Here is an 18965-nt window from a genome sequence, read left to right on the forward strand (position 1 = left end):
ATTGTTGCCTGCTAAAGTGAATGGCAGGTTTGATGAATATTAGCGACTCAGTCTTTTGATCAGATATCGTAAATAGTGAGGTGAGAAATAATCGCAGCTGGGCTGCGGCCTGGCCTCATTGATATCTGATTTTATATCGTTGATGCGTTGGCCAGGGCACAGCGCCAATAACATGAAAATCATCGGAAGTGCGATCTTCATAAATATAAATAACGTCAATTTTTGGCTTAGCTCAGAAGGTATAGCTTATTGCCAGAGCGCCCGTCGTGCCGCCGCGCTGCATCACTATTGGGCTTCTGGCGGCGTTTTTTGCCAGCCACGTATAGTTAACGCTAAACCATCCGCCCCAATGCTCGCTGAACTGATGAGTCCACGTCAGGCCGGTATCCGTCCCGTAAAACCCTCCGGAAGTGCTATAACGGGCGTAACCTGAGCGATCGCTTTGCTTGCGGCTTACGCCGTACCAGGTGTTGAGATAGCGAGCATCGCCAAATAGCGCGCTGGTCTGGAAGGTGAGGCTGTTATCGTCATCCATAACGGGAATATAATTTATCGCCGTTGAATAAGAGGCGCCCAGGCCGTCGCTCAGCGGTAAAGTCGTTTTGCCTTCAAAAACCAGCCAGGGAGTAACGGCCCAGCCGAGAGCAATAGCGCTATTAACCGTTGCAGAAATATTTCCCATGCCTTTTAATTTATCTGACCCTTTACGCCAGCCGGAGTTCTTATCGGTGCGCCCTGAATCATAACCTATTGTCGGCTCTAAATATAAGCCGTCGTCATTTTGAAGGTGAACCCCAAGCCCTTTTATAGAATCGAGAAAGAAATTATTTTCCTGCCAATGAATTAACGGTATAACGCTTGTGTTTTGCTCGTCAGAACCGCTATAGCGAGGGGAAGTAAGTGCGCCCAGGCTAAAAGTTACTGCCGACTGCTCTTCCTGGTAATTACTTGCCCAGGCCGATGAAATACCTGATGTTATTAATGTGGGTATTATGTATAAGAAACTTTTTTTAGTTAACATAATAATTCTCGTTGTCTTCTGTTTATATTTTCATGCATCATTAATTACGCCAGCCAGGGAATTATGCGTAAGGCTTATCAATGAAATGCCAGGGATTTGTGAAGAAACTGTCAAGGTCGTACTAAATGCAAAATAAAAGAGTCCTGGTGATTGAAGATGACGCTGATGCGGCTAACGTGCTGGAGGCATATCTCAGGCGTGAAGGCTATAGCGTTGCGGTAGCGGGAGACGGACTGGCGGGCATGAATAGGGTGCTGAGCTGGAAGCCGGATCTTATCCTGCTGGATGTGATGCTGCCCGGGATGAACGGAACGGAGATCCTTGCCGCCGTCAGGCGCAAGGGCAATACCCCGGTGATTATGATAACCGCGATGGGGGAGGCCTACGACAAGATAGGCGCACTGCGCTATGGGGCCGACGACTATGTTGTTAAGCCCTATAATCCTGGCGAAGTGATGGCGCGAGTGCAGGCGGTGCTCAGGCGCAGCAACGTCAATCAGGAAGCCAGAGAAGAAGTTTTACGCCGGGAGCGGCTGGAAATAGATACCGTGAATATGGTGGGCAAAGTCCTGACAGGAGAAGGTGGATTTATCCGTCTCGATTTAACCCTGACGGAGCTGTCGATTTTGACTGCCCTGATGCGGGCTTCGTCCAGGCCGCTAAGCCGCCAGTTCTTGCTTGAAGAGTGCCTGCCGGAAAGCGATGCCCTCGAACGCGTGGTTGATACTCATGTTTATAACTTAAGAAAAAAACTTGAGGCCGCAGGCGTCGAAGACGTTATTTTTAATGTTCGCGACATCGGCTACAGGTTCTGCAAACCATGAAAATTAAAAAACATAACTCTCTGCTGTTATGGATCTCAGCCAGAATTATTGTGGTTGCGGTTAGCGTGGTATTTTTTATTGTGCTGGCTATGTGGAGTATTTATGCGGTGCAGTATTATTGGGTGGTACACCGCATGTCGCCTGCTCTTTATGCGGAGTTTTTAACGCTCAGGGAAAATCCGACCTTAGATCTCTTACGTTTTCATGAAATAGTCGATGCGGGGTGGGGGCTTGAATTCAGCACGCCGTCATTAAGTTCGCTTAACTGGGGCTGGCTATTTATTTTCATTACCATGGCAACGCCGTTCGTGATTTTAAGATGTTTACGTGCCGCCCGCCCGCTCGCCGCTCAATTTAGCAGCCTTACCGAAGTGGCGGAAATTGTCGCCCAGGGAAGCTTCGAACGCCGGGCTAAGCTGGTGAATGAGTGTCCGGAGGAAATAGTCAGATTTACCCATAATTTCAATAAAATGATAAGCCAGCTGGCGCTATACGAACGTGAACTGAAAGCGGCCCACGTTGCTGCGGCGCATGAGCTACGCTCGCCGCTGACAGCGGCAATGGGCAGGCTTCAGGGGATGATTGATCACGTTTTCCCTGCCGATCAAAAACAGCTAAATATGGTGATGACTCAGTTAAAAAGCCTGGGTCGGCTGACCGATGATCTGCATTTTTTGTCTCTCGCAAGCGCAGGGCAGTTAACGCTACAAATGGGCGTACTAAATCTGGAAAGCGTTTTAAATGAGCGGCTGGCCTGGCTTAAACCCCAGCTGGAGGCCGCCGGTATGTCGGTTTCACTGGAAGCTGAAGGCGAGTTTTACTATGTCGGGGATGAGTCCAGGCTGGGGCAGGTATTCAATATTATCATCGAAAATATGCTGCGTTATTGCGCCCGGGGTGACAGCATGCAGATTTGTATGAGCCGAAGCGAGCGGGGGATTGAACTCACCTTCCAGGATTCCGGGCCTGGCGTAGCGGAAGATTATCTGCCGCATATATTTGAGCGTTTTACGCGAGGTGAACGCTCGCGAGCCCGAGACTCCGGCGGCAGCGGGCTTGGGCTTTCCATCGCGAAAGAAATTTGTGCTGCCCACCACGGGCGGATAACGGCCAGCCAGCCGCAAGAAAAGGGACTGCTGATAGCGATCGGTTTACCAGTATGGATCCCTGACAATTAAAATATTAATCTTATGAAGATATTTTTTGTTTTATTTTTAATATTTGTAATACAAATTGTTAATGATTATCGGTTTTCCTAAAGAAAAACCCTAAAATAAGGTGGTTCTATAAATAAGGCGTGCCATGGGTCCATAGCTTAATGAGCGCTAAATATAACATATCGCCATTCAAAGGCGTGATTAAGTGTAGTGATAATATTTAAAGACTGATCGGCCTTTATTATTTCGACAATTAATAGAGGCCACAGATGAAATTAAAGCGTCTTGCGAGGCAGTATCGCCGCCTGCTACAGCGCTGGCAAACCATGCCTGTTACCATAACCCTTTATGATATCTCCGATGTTCTCGCCTGTAGCCCCCGTTACGCGCGCACCCTGTTAACCGCCATGAGTGAGCAGGGCTGGTTGGGCTGGTCCGCACAGCCTGGCCGGGGAAACAGCGGCTATCTCCAGTGTTTGCTGAATGAAAACGCGCTGCATGAAATAGAGCACCGCCAGCCGGTCAGGGAAACGGAAACATCCACATCCGATTTTTCGGCTTCGTCGGCGTCCTTGCCACTTCATTCTGGCATCAAAATTACCTTCTATCGCCCGCTTGCGGCTATTACTCCCTCATTGCATACCAACTGGGCGGAGCGCCATCTGTTGAGAATGGTTCATGCGGGCCTGACGCGTATCTCGGACGAGGGATGGGTGAGGCCCGATCTGGCCTGTGCCTTCGAGCACAGCGATGATTTTTGCGAGTGGCGATTTTATATTCAGCCGGGGCTAGTCTGGCATAATGGTGAGGCATTGCACCCGGCACAAATTGAAAATTTTGCCCGCGACAGGTTAATGCCGGAAATCGCGAATATAGAGCAGGCAGAGCTGCTGGGAAGCAGCACTCTGATCCTGAGGCTGAAAACACCAGACACGCGGCTTCCTTCCCGGCTGGCGAACCCCGCATACTTTTTGGCGCACCCGGAGGAAGGAGAATGCGGGCTTGGGCCTTATGCTATTGTGTCGCACTCCAGCGAAACGCTTCACCTGAGAGCCTGCGAACATTATTACGGGCGCAAGCCGGTGATTGAAAAAATTGAATATCAGGCGACCTATCAGTTGCCGGAAAAATGGACTCAAATCAGGATAGAGGATTATACCCCTGCCCGCGAAATGGTCAGCCATGCCTCACGAAATGCCGTGGGGATCCTGCTGCTGGCTTTTAATATGAATCGCCCCGGCATTACCCCCGAACAACGAGCGCTGGTGAATGCTCTGGCGAGCCAGTCGGTTGCCGAATTGCAGGCGGAAAATAAGCTGGCAGCCTCTTCGGAATACTTCGATATTGAGGACAGCAAAGCCCCTGCGGATTTTACCGTGCCGCTGCCGGAATCTTTGTCGATAGCTTATTTTTATACCGGGGAGAGCGACCTGATAGTGGGGCGGCTGGAGCATAAGCTTAAATATTACGGTTGCCGCCTGAAAAGCACGGCTATTAGCCCGGACCGTTGGTATCTGGAGCGGGGTTGGCATGAGAAAGATCTTGGCCTGGCGTTTTTCCAGCCGGGCCACGATATGGAATTTTCAGTGGAAGACCGTTTCCGAAATGGAACCATGATTCAGACGCTGGTATCGAGCGATATAAAGGCGAGGGTAGAGAAGTTTTTTGCCGCTGCGGCGCTGAGCGATAACTATAAAAAGCATGTTAACCGCGCGGCTCGCCTGTTTCTTAACAGCGATGGCCTGCAATTGCTTTTTTCATACCGTTTCTCGGTCCAGGTTTCTTCGGCGCTAAAAAACGTGCAGTTTACCCCGGAAGGCTGGCCGGACTACTCCAGGATGTGGATTGACGAAAGCTACACCGGGCCCAATGTAGCTTCGGTCATCCAGAATCAAAAACAATCCAGAGCATACTCATTTTGCTAGCGGCTATGCTGTTCAGGGGTATTCTATATAGATAATGGTGCTGGCTTCATAACTCCCGGCATCGGCATCGGGGGCGATAGATAAAGTGCTTTTTATATTCATTACGTTAGCTCCGGACTTTAAATTAAATATCCTGCCGCCAGGATAATCAGTTCCATTTTTATTAAATACTAACTTTGAGATGACGCCGGGTGCTAATTGCAATGTATCCTGACCGATTATTAAGCGAACGCCAATCTCTGCCGTGCAGTTAATCGCCATTCCAGAAATGACTTGTGAAGTTTTAGCGGTAGTCAGAACATTTTTGTGATCTTGAGTGATCTGCGGTATTCCAAACTCACAATATTCATAGGGCGGTGGTGCCTGTAAGCAGCCGTTTGCAGGATAATTTACAGCTGTTTCAAATGATACTACGCCGGGAATGGGGCCAAAGCCAAAACCAACGCATAATGCACTGAATCTCTGATGTGTCAGAGTTGAGATCATCTTGATTATACTATTATTGGAAAGCCCATGGTTCCATGCATATAACCCGGCTTCACTTATCGTCATGTTTTCATCAATACCTGCTAGCATATTCTCTTTGCTACCATAAGCATAAATGGTAGTAGCTGATTTGTCTTTTGTCTTGGTAACAATGCCAAAATTTCCATTATTACCTCCACCTCCCCCTGTGTAATAGTCTTTTACAAGGATATCCCCCAACGGGCCAATATCCATAAGCTGACTGGTGATGATTAGCTGAATGTATTCGGTATTTGATGGATCTATTTTGACGCTGGTCACCATCGGGAATAAAGACGCGGTGCAAAATTGGCTAAACAGCAGTACTAAAAAAGAAAAAACTATCCTGATAGACATAAACATTTCCTTATATGTAAACGTGGGCGGGTTTATTTTACCGTCCACGCTTCGCTAAATTTTTCCCCGGCAAAAAGCTCCGCCAGGCCGCTTATCTGTTTGAGACGCAGCACTTCATCGGTGTCCATTCCCAGCTCCAGGCCTATCTTTTCGTCTTCCCAGCCGAGGCGGGATAAATCCCGCACCACGCCAGACATGGCGTCTATCTGGTGTTTACCCCTGGCGCGGTTATGGCGAACCGTGGCCGCAACCCGCTCGGCCAGCCCCTGGGAGTCGGCGTTTACCACGGTGGCGGGCAGGTAGCCGGTTAGCCCGCCGCTGCTTTTCACGATGTTTTTCCCGAGCTGGTAACGGTGAAAGCCATCTACCAGCTGGTATTTTTCTTTTAGCGGGGAAACCACCACCGGCTGGGTAAAACCTTCGGTTTCCAGCGAGTGTTTCAATAGACGTTTCTCGACCGGAGCCATGGTGTTGGGGTTATAGTCATTGGCCGTAATGGCGTCCGCGTGCAGCCATAGCACGCAGTCAACCGGCTCGTTTTTAAACGGGCTGTGCCGGTGCAGGCGTTCTTTTACCGCATTCTGGGCGGCTATTTTTTCTTTATCGCCGGGGATGTTTTGCAGCAGGAGATCAAGTTGATGAAGTAACTCATTAAGCGTCATAGTATTCCCCACTGGCTTCTTTTTTTGTTCATGCGCTCAAGGTAGCGCTGGTAATGCCGGGGCTTATTCGGGCTGAACGACAGCATTCGGCACCAGTAATCATTTTTCAGCAGCATTTTGCAGACCCGACGCCAGGAGGGGACATCTTTGTACCCGAGATCTTTTTCCTGCTGGTCGGGAATATTTTCCGGGAAGCCGTGCTGCTGGAACCATTTAATGTAAATGGCAATTTTATTGCGGTAGTGCTCTGCGGTTTGCTCCGGCATGGAGTCGAGCAGGAACATGGCATAACCCTGCCAGTTAAAATGCTCCGGCTTTACCAGCACCTTGTTTAAGGCATAAAAGGCGCCGCTCTGGCTGCCGTAAAGCGCTCCGCTATGCGCACCGCTGACTCGGGAGCATATTTCGCCCCAGGTCTCCGGCTCCAGAATATGAAATAACCACAGGCTACGGCGCTGCTCCGGCCCGAAGGGTTCGCAAACCCGCATTGAACGTACCGGAACGCCGGCCTGGTGCATTCTGTCGTAGAGCGCGTTGTAGCAGGCTTTATATCGGGTATTAAAAATCCAGATATCCTCAATTTTCCAGTCGTAGAGAGGTGAAACCGTATAGTAAAAACCCTCCTGAGCCGCCGTGGTCCATGGCTTGTCGTCGGCGTAGCGAGTTTTGCGTTGAGAGGTGATACCGATGTAGCGCTTGTAGGATTCCTCCGCCCGCATGCCGGTTGCAACCGCCGCGCCTTTTCCGCCAGACAGCCAGCGGGAAAATGACGGAACAAACTCTTCAAAAGTCATGGCGTAGTAGTAGAAAGGAAAATAGCTTTCATCGGTGATTGCCTGCCCGGGAGGAGGGCGCACCCACTTTTTATCACGCTCCCAGGCAACCCATTCCGGCTGGAACTGCGAGACGCCGTTAATAGTGGTTAACGGAAGCGCAACCCAATAGAAGCTTGAGATAACATCGCTATAAAGCGTCTGCATGCGCACGACATGATCGATGGTGTACTGAAACTGTATTTCCCAGTCGATAAACAACACCGAAAACTGAGTTTTGCGGCGCCGGGCAATCTCCCCGGCAAGATGAAACAGCACGGTTGAATCTTTGCCCCCGGAAAAAGAAATACAGACGTGAGGAAAAACTTCAAACAGCCATTCAATTCTTAACCGCGTGGCCTGCAATACATTCAGGCCAAGCGGTATTTTTGCATCATTCAACTGGCTCACCTTGCTCCGTCGTTATTATCTTTATTTCCCGGTAGTGATTGATTAATTTACAATCGAGCTGGTGACCCTGAATGCCGAGATACGAAATCATCAGCTGCTTATAGCGGCTTATTTTTTTTATATTAATCCCAAGGCGCTTCGACACCTGAATGGGGGGCATATGTTGAAGCAGCTTTATGACCTGCCCCTGAAGTTGCGTTAGCGGCACTCTTTTATTTTCTTTACCGCTTCGATAGGTGATATGGGCAATTTTTACCGCAATCTCCTGCAGGCTGGCGGAGAGCTTTAGCGAAAAACGCTGAGGGACCAGGGAAGCCAGCACGGAATTTGCTTCGCTGTGCAATAAAAGCTGCGGAACTTTGGGCTTTATACTGTGGAGCATATGGGTGACGCTAAGCGTGCGGTGGCGAGAATATCTGTCGCTGGCGACAATGATGATGCCCTGAACGCTGTCTCCAGGCTCTGCGGGACACTCCTGCCACATCGTATTCCCGGTAATGATGGCGCGCGGCATAAACGAGTGGATTAATAATTTAAGGCCATACAACGCTAAGGGGTTGTCGCTGATAATGATAAATTCGATTTCTTTTGTCATAATTTTTCCCGCCAGCGCGATCAGTGGTAAGTCAGCTCAAATGTTGAAGATGCGGTAAATTCGCCGTGCCTGATGCTGTTGTTTTTGAGCGCTTCTGCCTCACCCTGCACGTAGGCCTGCAATGCTATTTCGCTCACTCCCTTTTGCAGTTCGTGGGTAGAGCCTGCGCCATTGATCTCGACTTTATCGCCGTTAGCTTGCTCTATGCCGATGAGGATCCCGGACGATGCAGGGCTGTTCGGTATCAGGAGCCCCTGAGCATCTGCGTTGCCGCTAAATTTCACCGTTACCAATCGCGCAATATCGGGGTCGCAGTCCTGTAAAACCAGCTTAAAAGGGACTCCGGGCGTTCTCTGATTCAGGTAGAGATACTTATCAACAATTGTGCCGAAGCTCAGCTCCACCGTTTCATCCCCTGGGGCTATTACGCAGGCTTCTGCCACCAGCGAACCGTGCAGCCAGAGGTTTTGCCCTGGCAGCCCGGCAGCCTGAGCCTGTATCGCGACCGGGGTTAGCAGTAGTGCCTGGATACTTTTTATGAGTCCTTTCATTTTGCCTCCTTTATTGATATTGGGCGCTGAGCGTGGCCCAGGCCTCAAATGTGCCTTGCGTTAGCTTGCCGTTGGGGTCTTTTACCGGAACCGCTTCCAGGGTTGGAGCCGCGTCTTTATTTATCTCTATTGTCTCCCCGGGTTTGAACACCGTATTGCCCCGGTAGATTTTTATGCCAAGACTTTGCCGATCGGAGCGCAGCGCATCGCCGTCAAAAGTCGCCGCTTCCCCAATCAGAGAAAGCGTTAGCGCAAGCTCACCTTTGCTTGTTTCCTCGCAATCTATCTGGTAGTTCATTGCCGTACGGTACTGGCTGCCGTCAATTTTGCGGATGCTTACGCTGTCGCCAAAGTTGACTTCCACCCTTGCCCCCTCGCTGATGGTGCACTGCGGTAGCGAATACAAATCCCCTTCGAAGGCTATATCTCCCTCGATTGCGGCGGCGGTGAGCGGCGGTATCAGCAGCCCGATCGAGAAAACGATCGGGAGAAGAGAGATTATTTTCATCATCATGTTCCCTATTGATACTCCACAACCATCCGGGCAGTGGCGGTAAAATGCCCGGTGTCCAGGCGCGCTTTGTCCCGCTTAACCAGCACGGCATTAAGCCGGGGAGTATCCGGTAAGGTGAAGTTAACCGAGGTATTCACGGGCAGAGGCTGGCCGTCTTTCTGTATTGCAATCGCCAGCCCGGTTCTGCTGGTTTCAAGCGTCCCGGCGCTAAAGCCGGAGGTACCCGAGACGGTAAGCGTGAGCGCCATATTTTTATCTTTACAGTCCAGGTCATAAATAATCGGCTGGTTATAAATGCCCTGATTAATTTTCTCGATAAACACGTCTGCAAAATTAACTTCTATAGGCTTATTGTTGTTCAGCACGCAGAGCGGCTCTTCAAGCGCCACTTTTACCGTAAGATTCATAAAGGGCGCGGCTGCCTGTACGGGCGACATTGCCCAGCTCGCGAGCATGGCTGCTGCCAATAAAAATAATTTCCTTTGCGCCATCATCTTTCCTTAATTAATGCCGGGCGGGGAAGGGCAATTACTTGTCCACGACTTTGCAATGGTCGGTACTACAGCTGAAATTTAGATCCGGACGCCCGCCGTAATCATTTATATAGGTCAGCACCGGACTGGCTCCCAGACCGTCTGCGGTAACCGACAGCATGGCGCTGCTTTTCGGGGCAACCATCAGCGGCCTGAAGCTGGTATTGTTTTGTGCATCTTTATGGCTGGCGGCATTGATCAGCGTGATGTAATAACCCGTTGGGTTATTTACGCTGTATTTGTTGCCCTGACGCGTAAGCGTTAGCTGGTTTTGCACCGGCTCTGCGTTAGGCGCAATTTCCAGCGATGCCGGGCGGTAAAACAGCTTAATGCGCGTTTGCAGGGCCAATTGCAAAGTATTGGGCTTGCTGCTCTTCGGTGGGATTTCCCGCAGATTGAAGTAGAAGAGCGATTCGCGGTCCTTTGGCAGCTTCGCCACGTCAGGCAGTGCCTGTATTCTGAGCTGGCTGGATTTGCCTGCTTCAATACGCTGAATCGGCGGCAGTACCATCAGCGGTTCTTTGACCTTTTTACCATCGGCGTCTTCAATCCAGCCCTGTGCGAGATAGGGCAGTTTGTCGTTTCTGTTGTTCACGCTCAGGCTGATGCTTTTTTGGCTGCCGTCGAACACAACGCGGGTTCTGTCCAGCGCAATTGCGGCGCTGGCATCGGCGGCCAGCATGCTTCCCAGCACTATTGCTGCGAGCAGCAAGGGTTTGCTTGTTAAATTCGACATTCTTGTTCCTTATTCATGATTTTGCACACGGGAGCAGCAGACTTTGGCTCAGTAGCTCCTCGGGTAAAGCCTGTGGGAGATGGATTTCACATTCTTCGCCACCGTTCCAGCGCACGGTCATCTTCTCGCCGGGATTAACGCCGCTGAGGTAGACGTCGCCTTCGTTAGTGACGATCCCGGTTTCTTGTTTATATGCATTGCTTACCGTGGCACCGAACGGAGGCGTGGAGCCATCCGCCAGCCTGATGACCGCCATGGCGCGGTTACCGCCAAGCACTTCGAATTTCCGGTAGCCAATGGCACCCTCCGTCAGAGTGCCCTGTACTACGGAGGTTTTGGCTTCGGCGTTATCGCCCAGGTTATCGAGGTCGATCCTGACTTTGCTGGGGTAAAAGCTGGCGATCTCCGCGACGACGGCTTTGCCGAACATATTGGTGCGGGTGCTGCGCCCTCCGGCCTGCACCGGGACACCCGCTACGCCGTTGGTATCCACCAGCATGCGCGTTCCGCCGTTTATGCCGCCACGGTGCAGCGCACCTCCCTGAGATGTCAGCGTGATACCGCCCTGAGCCGATAGCGCCAGAGAGCTGTAGCGCCCCTGCTGATAGCTGGCATTGGCGGTGAGTCTTGCGCGATCGCCCTCGTGGGTAAGGAAACCACTGCCGTTAACCCCGCTGCGGGCGGTCCCGGCGGAAAGCTGATAGGTATCCCGCTCGTTCAGGCGGTCGTAATAGCCAAGGTAATGCGTGGTATCGTTGCTGTTAGCCGTTGAGCTATAGCTGATGCGGCCCTGTCTTCCCCAGGGCACGGAGAGCGAGATATAAGCGCCGTCATCGCTGGTATTGTTGTTTTTATTGCGGTAGAGCGACATTGAAGCGCTGATGTTTCGCCACCTGCCAATATCAAAAAAACTCGACAGCAGCAGGCTGTAACGGTCGCTGTTTGTCAGGTTCCAGTACGTCTGGTGGTTGTAGCTGAGGTAGCCGCTCAGGCCGAGGTCACGAAAGCTTTTATTCAGCGAGATGGTGTAGAGTTCTTTGCTGCCGCGGGTATAGTCTCCGTTTCGCTTCGCCGTCAGGTAGTCGCTCATGCTCATGAACTCACGTTCGGAAAAGCGGTAGCCGGCAAATGTTACCTGGCTATCAAGCTCATCAAAGCGCTTTGAATAGCTCAAACGGTATGATCGACCTGAAAGCGTTTCTGCCTGCCAGGGTAGCGTTGCGCGTGACTGAGTGGCGTCAAACGAGAGTGCGCCAAACATCATCAAGTCCCGGCCAACACCGCTCGAAATGGCAGCATAATCATTACTGCCGAGCAGGCCACCATAGAGCGACCAGCCGTTACTCACGCCCCAGGAAAACTCTCCGCTGGCAAAAACAGAGTCGCTAACGCCGCTATCGATATCGCTCGGGCGGCCCACGGCCAGCTTGTAGCGCACGCTGCCGGGGCGCGTCAAATAGGGAATATTGGCGGTGTTAAGGGTAAACGTCTGTACCGAACCGTCCTGCTCTTCGACCCGCACATCCAGCTGCCCGGTGGTGGCGTCGCTGATGTCCTGAATGCGAAACGGGCCTGAAGCAACCTGGGTTTCATAAAGCACACGGCCCTGCTGGCTTACCACTACCGTTGCGTTTGTTTTTGCCACTCCCGTAACCTCTGGCGCGTAGCCGCGCAGATTGGGCGGCAACATGCTGTCATCGGATACGAGGCTCGCTCCCGTATAACGGAAGCTGTCAAACATGCCCGAGTCGAGATAATTCTCACCCAGCGTCAGGCGTGAGCGTAGAGAAGTAATGGCCCGGTAGGCGTAGTAGCGGCTCCACTGAAACGGGTTCTGGCTGGCATTTTGGCCCTGTGGCGTAGGGGCAATCGTGGCCTGCCAGTCGGCGCGGATGCGCCATGCGCCGTAATTAATGCCCGTAGTCCCGTTGCCGCTGAGGGTGTAAGCATCTGCTCCACCCTGGCGGTTGCTTTGCGCCCGGCCGTTGAGGTTGTAGTCGAGCAAAATACCCGGCAGGCCGTTATCCCAGCGGGAAGGTGGGTCCCAGTTTTCCGCGCTGTACTCAAGGTAAGTCTGCGGCATGCTGATGTAGACCGAGTTTTGTGCTAAATCGGCACGAATTTCCGTTCCCGGTAGCGAGTCTACCCGCAGACATTTTTTGCCGACCTGCCAACTGAGCTGCCGCAGGTACTCGGGCTTTAATCCGAATAGATCTATTAATCCAGGAGACAGGCACACTTCACTTTCTTTGGGGTTAGCCTGTGGCTGATAGAAAACAACTCGCTGTTGAGATAAACTACTTTTATTAAGGAATACCGCCATCTCATATTCGCCGGGCATAATATAACCGCTGTGCGAGAAATTACTTAAATCAACGTTTTGTCGGTCTTCTGAGTCAAGCACATCAAGATTAAACTCAATCTCTTCACTCTTCCCAATAGCGTGACCTGCAAAGGAGCCTATGGCAATAAAAATACCCAGACTTAAAAAATGAGGATGAAAACTAACTTTTTCGCCTTTATTGTTTTCCATGGCAATAACCATTATGTAGACTTCTGCATTCCTTTGGGAAACGGGTGGAAATAAAGTCTAACTCCGTTATTTAATGCCATTTTTTAAATAATGGCACGTAAAAATAAGCCATACCCAGGCGGATAAATATCAGCCCGTGATAACCGCATTTTTTATTAGCAAATTCAGTCGCTAACCTGCAGGTCTAAATAAAATAATGAATTAGTTATAGTCTAATGTGAAGTTGGCAATGGCGGTAAATTCACCGGGCACTACCGGTTTTTCTTCGCTGCCAAAGCCTTTCAGGTTTGCCGAAAAGTCCAACTCGTTATTTCCGGTGGCGAGGTTATAAGCCGGGGAGGCTTCACCCATTTTAATCTGCCGGCCTTTGTAATCATTGATGGCAATAGCAGCGCCACTGGCCGAACCAATGAGGCGCAGCAGGGTGGTATCTTCATCGGCCTGAAGACCTTTAAATGTAGTGGTCACGGAGCCAAGCGTTTCGCCAGAACAACCTTCGAGCAGGATTTTAAATGGCTTAGGTGTGGAAGAACTGCCGTTGCTAAGGTGCAAATTTGAGGTCGCCCCCAGCTCAACGGTTTGATCGGCGGTGTTCGGGTCCATAGAGCAGGGGGCATCAACAATAGAACCACTAAAGTTAACTTTTCCCGACCCGCCAATACCTACGGCACTGGCGGCACTGGCGCAGACCATTGCGCCAAAAGCTACGGTGAAAATAAATTTCTTCATTTTCAGTTTCCTTATAATTAAATCCATTTAACCAACATGATATATAGCTAAGTTGAGGGCGCCGTTGCGGAATATGAAACTGTTCTACCGTGGAGCGCCGTTAACTATATTGATCGGGCAATAAGTGTTATTGCCTCGCAGGAAGCAAGTTTGAAAACTGTTTTAGCCTGAATCCTGACGACGGGTAGTTTTCCATCAATGTTGACAATCGTCAAATCAGGGTGTAAATTGCATTTGTTGTTTTAAGTTATTGAATTTAAATTAAAAAACATATTTTTTTAATTTAAATATGTGATTGATGATGGTCACGAACGGAGTGTAATATTGCGAGGTAAGGATATTCATCCGCTTTTATCAGCATAAAACTCTGGTTGTCTGGAATGTTCTTAGTGGATTCATGGCCTGGTTAGATTTTAATCTTACCTGATAAAATAATGTGTCCTACCCATCCCGTCTTACATTCGCAAATGTCACCTTTCGCCCAGCAGGGACAAGCATAACGAGAGTCCTTACGGGCGAAGCTGGTATATCTTCAGGTTTATTTTCTTTGCGATTCTATTATCTGATTTATTTTTTCAATATACATTTCATACAAATCAGACGGCGTATTTGCATAACCTATTATCACCCCATTTGCTTTTATTGCCGTCCCGGGGGCACAAAATAGCGAGAGTGGAAGCATATTTATGCCATGCTGCTGTGCCTGCTCGACTAATAATTTGTCGTTGATTTCTGCAGGAAGATTAAGCGTGAGTTGGGTACTACCGTGCTGGCCGCTTATTTCATATGAGCAGTGCAGGCACTTTTTAAGGGCTTTTATTAGTTTATCTCTTTTTTGCTGGTACGCTTTGCCCATTTTATTGAGATGACGAATAAAACGACCGCTTTCGATAAACTCGGTGAGAGTGAGTTGAGTCAGGCGGTTTCCTCCGTGCGGTAACGTGAGCAGCGATGCTTTGATCTCAGGAGACAGCGAGGGGGGCAGGACGGCAAAACCGATGCGTAAAGCGGGGAACATCATTTGGCTGAATGAGCCGATATAAATCACCGGGGCCTGACTATTTATTCCCTGCATAGAGATAATGTGCGGGCCTGCATGATGAAATTCCCCGCCATAATCATCTTCTATAATTATCGCATTATGTTTTATAGCATTCTCAACAAGGCTTACTCTGCGTTCAAGACTCAACACTGCGCCGCTTGGGTATTGGTTAGAAGGGGTGAGGTAAATGATTCTGGGAGGGTATTTTTGCCACATCTCCAGGCTGGGGTTGATGCCATCCCGGTCAACGTCGATGGGTAAGACGTTGAGTCCCGCGTTACGAAATGGGCTTTTGGCAAACTCATAACCGGGATTCTCTACCCACACCAGGTCACCTTTTTGGGTAATGGGGCGCAGGCACATTTGCAGCGTTTTATGCAGCCCGCTGGACAATATTACCTGCTCCGGCATGCAGTTAACGCCCCTGGAAGTGGCCAGGAATGACGCTACAGCTTGTTTTAAGGCCGGTTCGCCGTCCGGAAGCCCATAGTTAAGTATGGTCGAGCCGGCTTTACGTGAAGCCCTGTCTTCAGCCCGGCGCCATTCATTATGTGGAAATATATTCAATGCAGGGATGCCGGGAAAAAATGCCGAGTTAATGACCTGCTGGGTGATGTCAATAGAACCCATAGAAATTGCGGACTTATTCACCGCCGCCGGAAGCACGGGAGCGCTTTCTGGAGACATAGCGGAAATACGTGTTCCGGTATTATCGGATATAACAAACCCTTCTGCAGCCAGCAGTTCATAAACAATGATCACAGTATTTCGACCGATATTCAGCGTTTCGCACACTTTGCGTGTGCCGGGTAATTTGTCCCCGGGCTTTAATTTTCCCTCGTTGATGGCATTTTTTATTCGGTAATATAGCTGTTGCTGTAATGAGTCGCCTGACTCCCTGGATAAAGGCGAGTTGAGAAAATCAAAATCAGGAAAATGCATAGAAGGCTTCATGTTATCCCTAAGATATGAAAGACCTGCGTGCTAAATAGCCAAGTATTGCTGTTTTGCCGGATAGCCTACAATACATATATTTATACAATAGGAATTATCACCTTTAATTCACTGCTAATTTATGATCGCGTAGTCAATTCTAATGCTTTTGAGGTATCTTTTTACTTTTAAGGAGTAAGTTTATTACCTGTTGCCATAATGGCAGTTTTTCATGTTCGAAGGCAGTGAATTTAACTTTGGGGCAATATTAACGTTAGCTACGGCAGAAGGATTGATCAAAATAAAAGCAGGGGATCGACATTTGGCAGGCAAAAGTCGCCAGCCAGAAATAGTTCTATTAATTATCAGCTGGCGAAAGCATTACCCGGCATATTAGCCGGGATTCTACCTTGTGGCGTGTGACTCAGCTAACAAATGCAGGGGGATCAAATGCGGTGACGGGCGGCAGGGTTTCACGCCAAAGTTCTATCTCTACCCGGCAGCTTTGGGCGCTACAGCCCTGGCCCAGGCGTGAAGAACCCCGGTCTTCGGTCAGCACGTTTGGATTGCCGTGCTTATCAAGCGACCCCGGCGTCGCCGGATCCAGCGGGTCATACCAGGCGCCGGTGGAGATTTGCACCACGCCTTGCAGGATTTGCTCACTGATATGCACGCCCGCCAGGATAGCGCCGCGAGCGTTAAATACCCGCACCACTTCGCCTTCATTAATTCCGCGCTTCCGGGCATCTTCAGGATGCATCCACAGCGGTTCGCGCCCCTGAACTTTAGTCTGGAGGCTGACGCTGCCGTGATCGTACTGGCTGTGCAGGCGCGTGCGCGGCTGGCTGGAAAGCAGATGCAAAGGCCATTGTTCCGCCTCGCGCTGCTGGAAGCTGGCTTCTTCTTCGTCCCAGAACGGGTAGCCCGGGCATTCGCGGTAGCCAAACCCGGCTACCGTTTCAGAATAAAGCTCGATTTTCCCCGATGGCGTGGAAAGCGGGAAACGCTCAGGGTCGGCACGGAAATCAGCCAGAAAGACCTGCGGGGCAGCCGGGGCGGTAAACTCCAGTTTTCCCTGTTCCCAAAAGTCATCAAACGGCGGCAAATCGACGCCATCTTCCCCGGCGCGTTCGCGCGAGGACTCATAGAGATGCGGTAGCCATTCGGCGGCGCTGCGGCCTTCGCTAAATTTCTCATGAAAACCGAGCCTTTCCGCCAGCGCGCAGAAAATAGCGTAATCGTCTTTCGCTTCTGCCACGGCGGGAATTTGCTGGCGCATGGCAATCATAAATCCGTCGTGGCTGCCGCTGCCGATGTCATCGCGCTCCAGTGAAGTGGTGACCGGCAATACAATATCGGAAAACTTGGCCTGTGCCGTCCAGTATTGCTCATGGGCAACCACGGTTTCCGGGCGTCGCCAGGCTTCAACCAGCCGGTTGAGATCCTGGTGATGGTGGAAGGCGTTGCCTCCGGCCCAGTAAACGAGTCGAATATCAGGGTAGCGGCAAAATTTGCCGTCGAACTCGTATTCCCCGCCGGGATTGAGCAGCATGTCCGAAAGACGTGCCACCGGGATGACCGTTTTTACCTTGTTTTCCCCTGCGGGCAGGCGAGGGCCGGAGAAGGGAACTCGAGCGGCACCGGCAAGGTTGGTGCAGGCGTAGCCAAAGGCCAGGCCGCCGCCGGGTGTCCCTATCTGGCCGAGCAGGGCGGTTAACGCCACCGTTGCCCAGTAGGCCTGCTCGCCCTGGCGGGCGCGCTGAATCGACCAGGAAATATTGACCATAGCTCGCTTGCCGGACAGGGTTCGTGCCAGGCTCAGGATTTGCTGCTCGTCGATCCCGGTAATGGCCGCCGCCCAGCCTGCGGTTTTTGCCACGCCGTCTTTCTCGCCCAGCAGGTAGCCGCGCAGCTGTTCAAAACCAACGGTATGGCTGCCGATAAAGGCGCTATCGTGCAGGGATTCGGCGACCAGCGTATGGCAAAGCGCCAGCAGCAGCGCAGTGTCGGTGCCGGGCTTAATTGCCAGCCATTTAGCATCACGTATTGCGCTAAGATCGTTCTGCACCGGGCTGATGTTGACGAACTGCACGCCGTTTTGCTCAAGGCGTTCTAGCCAGTGCTTCAGCATATGATCGTTCGCGCCGCCGCCGTTGACCTGCGCATTTCGCAGCGGCAGTCCACCGATGGCGACAAACATCTCGCAATGCTCCGCCAGCACCGAAAAATGCGTGTGCTGCTTATGCAGCGGACTCAGCGGCCCGAGAATGTGCGGCAGGATGCGTTCGCCCGCCGCGCTGCTGTAGGTATTTGTGCTGGCGGTATAGCCGCCAAATCCTTTAAGAAAGCGGTGCAGCTGGCTTTGTGCGTGGTGAAAACGTCCGGCGCTGGCCCAGCCGTAGGAGCCGCCGAAAATAGCCTCGTTACCGCAACGCTCCTGTACCGAACGAAGATCCCGTGCCAGCAGGTCCAGCGCTTGTTCCCAGCTCACCTCTACAAACGGCTCTTTGCCGCGCCCTTCGCGGGATGCCGGGCCATTTTGCAAATAGCCGAGGCGAACCGCCGGGCGGCGAATGCGCGTATTACCGGTGACGGAATCCGTTAAGGACTGACCAATTCGGGAAGGGTATTTATCCCACTCGACGGGGGAAACGGCGGCGATGCGTTCGCCTTCGGTCGTGACCTGGTAAGTGCCCCAGTGCATTACCGCCAGCTGATGTTCGGCTTTCATGCTCGTACCATGCTTTGTTAATAGCGCTAAACCGGCATCATAAAGGTGGAAACAAGAAAAAATAAAATCCGCTCAACAATGCGAAATGGGGTAAATGATCGCAATATCAGTTGATGCTGTTTAATTTTTATAAAACGGCAGTGTTTATAATTAATCTTCCTTAATGCATCGCTGTTTAATATTATTTTGTAATTTTAAAAATAAAGCCAAAAAATGGCGTTGCCCTTTGTTTTATTGTGGTTGAATTTTTCTCTTGTTGCTGTTTTACATGTATTTTATTCATGTTCATAAGGGTAGTTGCAAAGTGACATAGCGGCGTGACTATGGAAATATAAGATATATCTATTTTTTATTTGGGTCGGGTTCTGCTTGTTGTCATGCTGTGGCATTAATGA

The 18965-nt window shown here is 50.8% G+C and carries 16 protein-coding genes; 3 read left to right on the forward strand and 13 right to left on the reverse strand.

Annotated features, from left to right (window positions below):
- Nucleotides 1-232: 232 nt before the first annotated feature.
- The gene (locus HMPREF0201_RS06525; protein ID WP_016535729.1) at nt 233-1021 is read right to left on the reverse strand and encodes a MipA/OmpV family protein; all 789 of its coding nucleotides are present in this window, start codon (nt 1019-1021) and stop codon (nt 233-235) included.
- Nucleotides 1022-1146: 125 nt separating this feature from the next.
- On the opposite strand from HMPREF0201_RS06525, the gene HMPREF0201_RS06530 reads away from it, so the two are divergent.
- The 3 genes from HMPREF0201_RS06530 to HMPREF0201_RS06540 all read left to right on the forward strand — a co-directional run bounded on the left by HMPREF0201_RS06530 (nt 1147) and on the right by HMPREF0201_RS06540 (nt 4927).
- Entirely contained in the window at nt 1147-1845 is a 699-nt protein-coding gene (locus HMPREF0201_RS06530) for a response regulator (protein WP_016535730.1), read from the forward strand.
- Nucleotides 1842-3023: a sensor histidine kinase gene (locus HMPREF0201_RS06535; protein WP_016535731.1), complete on the forward strand. Its 1182-nt coding sequence runs from the start codon at nt 1842-1844 to the stop codon at nt 3021-3023. The genes HMPREF0201_RS06530 and HMPREF0201_RS06535 overlap by 4 nt, the downstream gene beginning before the upstream one ends.
- A 248-nt stretch (nt 3024-3271) precedes the next feature.
- Complete coding sequence (locus tag HMPREF0201_RS06540) at nt 3272-4927, forward strand: SgrR family transcriptional regulator (protein WP_016535732.1); 1656 nt, start codon at nt 3272-3274, stop codon at nt 4925-4927.
- A 12-nt stretch (nt 4928-4939) separates the two neighbouring features.
- Here the strand turns inward: HMPREF0201_RS06540 and HMPREF0201_RS06545 are convergent, their stop codons facing one another.
- The 12 genes from HMPREF0201_RS06545 to HMPREF0201_RS06600 form a co-directional block, all read right to left on the reverse strand.
- The gene (locus HMPREF0201_RS06545; protein WP_039898060.1) at nt 4940-5788 is read right to left on the reverse strand and encodes a hypothetical protein; all 849 of its coding nucleotides are present in this window, start codon (nt 5786-5788) and stop codon (nt 4940-4942) included.
- A gap of 32 nt (nt 5789-5820) precedes the next feature.
- Nucleotides 5821-6450, reverse strand: coding sequence for an IbrB-like domain-containing protein (locus HMPREF0201_RS06550; RefSeq protein WP_016535734.1), 630 nt, complete (start codon nt 6448-6450; stop codon nt 5821-5823).
- A complete protein-coding gene (locus HMPREF0201_RS06555; RefSeq protein WP_115586264.1) occupies nt 6447-7664 on the reverse strand; it encodes a phosphoadenosine phosphosulfate reductase in 1218 nt (405 codons plus the stop codon). The genes HMPREF0201_RS06550 and HMPREF0201_RS06555 overlap by 4 nt, the downstream gene beginning before the upstream one ends.
- Nucleotides 7657-8268: a hypothetical protein gene (locus tag HMPREF0201_RS06560; RefSeq protein WP_016535736.1), complete on the reverse strand. Its 612-nt coding sequence runs from the start codon at nt 8266-8268 to the stop codon at nt 7657-7659. Before HMPREF0201_RS06560 ends, HMPREF0201_RS06555 begins: the two co-directional genes overlap by 8 nt.
- A 20-nt stretch (nt 8269-8288) precedes the next feature.
- Complete coding sequence (locus tag HMPREF0201_RS06565) at nt 8289-8819, reverse strand: fimbrial protein (RefSeq protein ID WP_016535737.1); 531 nt, start codon at nt 8817-8819, stop codon at nt 8289-8291.
- 10 nt (nt 8820-8829) lie between these two features.
- Nucleotides 8830-9327 carry a fimbrial protein gene (locus HMPREF0201_RS06570; protein WP_160160634.1) on the reverse strand — a complete coding sequence of 166 codons (498 nt, stop codon included), beginning with the start codon at nt 9325-9327 and terminating at the stop codon, nt 8830-8832.
- Nucleotides 9328-9338: 11 nt separating this feature from the next.
- Complete coding sequence (locus tag HMPREF0201_RS06575; protein WP_160160633.1) at nt 9339-9800, reverse strand: fimbrial protein; 462 nt, start codon at nt 9798-9800, stop codon at nt 9339-9341.
- A gap of 61 nt (nt 9801-9861) precedes the next feature.
- A complete protein-coding gene (locus HMPREF0201_RS06580) occupies nt 9862-10602 on the reverse strand; it encodes a fimbria/pilus periplasmic chaperone (RefSeq protein WP_016535740.1) in 741 nt (246 codons plus the stop codon).
- Between the two features lie 13 nt (nt 10603-10615).
- Complete coding sequence (locus tag HMPREF0201_RS06585) at nt 10616-13135, reverse strand: outer membrane usher protein (protein WP_055696387.1); 2520 nt, start codon at nt 13133-13135, stop codon at nt 10616-10618.
- A gap of 201 nt (nt 13136-13336) precedes the next feature.
- The gene (locus HMPREF0201_RS06590; RefSeq protein WP_039898061.1) at nt 13337-13864 is read right to left on the reverse strand and encodes a fimbrial protein; all 528 of its coding nucleotides are present in this window, start codon (nt 13862-13864) and stop codon (nt 13337-13339) included.
- Between the two features lie 538 nt (nt 13865-14402).
- On the reverse strand, nt 14403-15860 hold the full coding sequence (gene pdxR / locus HMPREF0201_RS06595) for a MocR-like pyridoxine biosynthesis transcription factor PdxR (RefSeq protein ID WP_016535743.1): 1458 nt from the start codon (nt 15858-15860) through the stop codon (nt 14403-14405).
- 403 nt (nt 15861-16263) lie between these two features.
- Nucleotides 16264-18570, reverse strand: a complete 2307-nt coding sequence (locus HMPREF0201_RS06600; protein WP_016535745.1) for a molybdopterin-dependent oxidoreductase — start codon at nt 18568-18570, stop codon at nt 16264-16266.
- Nucleotides 18571-18965 lie beyond the last annotated feature (395 nt).

Source organism: Cedecea davisae DSM 4568, from assembly GCF_000412335.2.
GTDB lineage: Bacteria > Pseudomonadota > Gammaproteobacteria > Enterobacterales > Enterobacteriaceae > Cedecea > Cedecea davisae.

What these genes read in the sequence shown, in the direction of transcription:
- HMPREF0201_RS06525 (WP_016535729.1), bottom strand. Translation starts at nt 1,021, where the DNA reads ATGTTAACTAAAAAAAGTTTCTTATACATAATACCCACATTAATAACA.
- HMPREF0201_RS06530 (WP_016535730.1), top strand. Translation starts at nt 1,147, where the DNA reads ATGCAAAATAAAAGAGTCCTGGTGATTGAAGATGACGCTGATGCGGCT.
- HMPREF0201_RS06535 (WP_016535731.1), top strand. Translation starts at nt 1,842, where the DNA reads ATGAAAATTAAAAAACATAACTCTCTGCTGTTATGGATCTCAGCCAGA.
- HMPREF0201_RS06540 (WP_016535732.1), top strand. Translation starts at nt 3,272, where the DNA reads ATGAAATTAAAGCGTCTTGCGAGGCAGTATCGCCGCCTGCTACAGCGC.
- HMPREF0201_RS06545 (WP_039898060.1), bottom strand. Translation starts at nt 5,788, where the DNA reads ATGTCTATCAGGATAGTTTTTTCTTTTTTAGTACTGCTGTTTAGCCAA.
- HMPREF0201_RS06550 (WP_016535734.1), bottom strand. Translation starts at nt 6,450, where the DNA reads ATGACGCTTAATGAGTTACTTCATCAACTTGATCTCCTGCTGCAAAAC.
- HMPREF0201_RS06560 (WP_016535736.1), bottom strand. Translation starts at nt 8,268, where the DNA reads ATGACAAAAGAAATCGAATTTATCATTATCAGCGACAACCCCTTAGCG.
- HMPREF0201_RS06565 (WP_016535737.1), bottom strand. Translation starts at nt 8,819, where the DNA reads ATGAAAGGACTCATAAAAAGTATCCAGGCACTACTGCTAACCCCGGTC.
- HMPREF0201_RS06570 (WP_160160634.1), bottom strand. Translation starts at nt 9,327, where the DNA reads ATGAAAATAATCTCTCTTCTCCCGATCGTTTTCTCGATCGGGCTGCTG.
- HMPREF0201_RS06580 (WP_016535740.1), bottom strand. Translation starts at nt 10,602, where the DNA reads ATGTCGAATTTAACAAGCAAACCCTTGCTGCTCGCAGCAATAGTGCTG.
- HMPREF0201_RS06585 (WP_055696387.1), bottom strand. Translation starts at nt 13,135, where the DNA reads ATGGAAAACAATAAAGGCGAAAAAGTTAGTTTTCATCCTCATTTTTTA.
- HMPREF0201_RS06590 (WP_039898061.1), bottom strand. Translation starts at nt 13,864, where the DNA reads ATGAAGAAATTTATTTTCACCGTAGCTTTTGGCGCAATGGTCTGCGCC.
- pdxR (WP_016535743.1), bottom strand. Translation starts at nt 15,860, where the DNA reads ATGAAGCCTTCTATGCATTTTCCTGATTTTGATTTTCTCAACTCGCCT.
- HMPREF0201_RS06600 (WP_016535745.1), bottom strand. Translation starts at nt 18,570, where the DNA reads ATGAAAGCCGAACATCAGCTGGCGGTAATGCACTGGGGCACTTACCAG.